A 331-nucleotide genomic window follows, 5' to 3' on the forward strand; every position below is an offset into this window, starting at 1 on the left:
GAAAAATTCGGTGATCTGGTCCAAACCATATGGGATGGAAGGCGCGGAAAAAATGGCCCTTCCCGATATGCTGAAGGGAAATGCAACCTTTACAATAGACAGGGAAGTGACCACCCCGTCCGGGACTTATGGCCGTATCATGCATACGGACGGGCCTGAAATTGGCTGGGTCAACATGCGAAACGTCTTTGTAGAGCGTGCTTACGGATACGAAGTAAATGGCCAGTATATCCCGGAACCGGACAGCAGCCATTACAATTTTGTCAACATGGGCAGGCTTTCTCCGGAAAAAGCGCAGGCCAATTTAATTTCAGCGTTTGCCGATTTTCAT

1 protein-coding gene is annotated in these 331 nt (G+C 48.9%); it reads left to right on the plus strand.

Annotated features, from left to right (window positions below):
* On the plus strand, positions 1-331 hold a 331-nt coding region (locus ACLWS4_RS38140; RefSeq protein ID WP_416876590.1), incomplete at both ends, for a GW dipeptide domain-containing protein.

The sequence above is a fragment of the Kitasatospora sp. SC0581 genome, assembly GCF_048159585.1.
In the GTDB taxonomy this organism is placed as follows: Bacteria; Actinomycetota; Actinomycetes; order Streptomycetales; family Streptomycetaceae; genus Kitasatospora.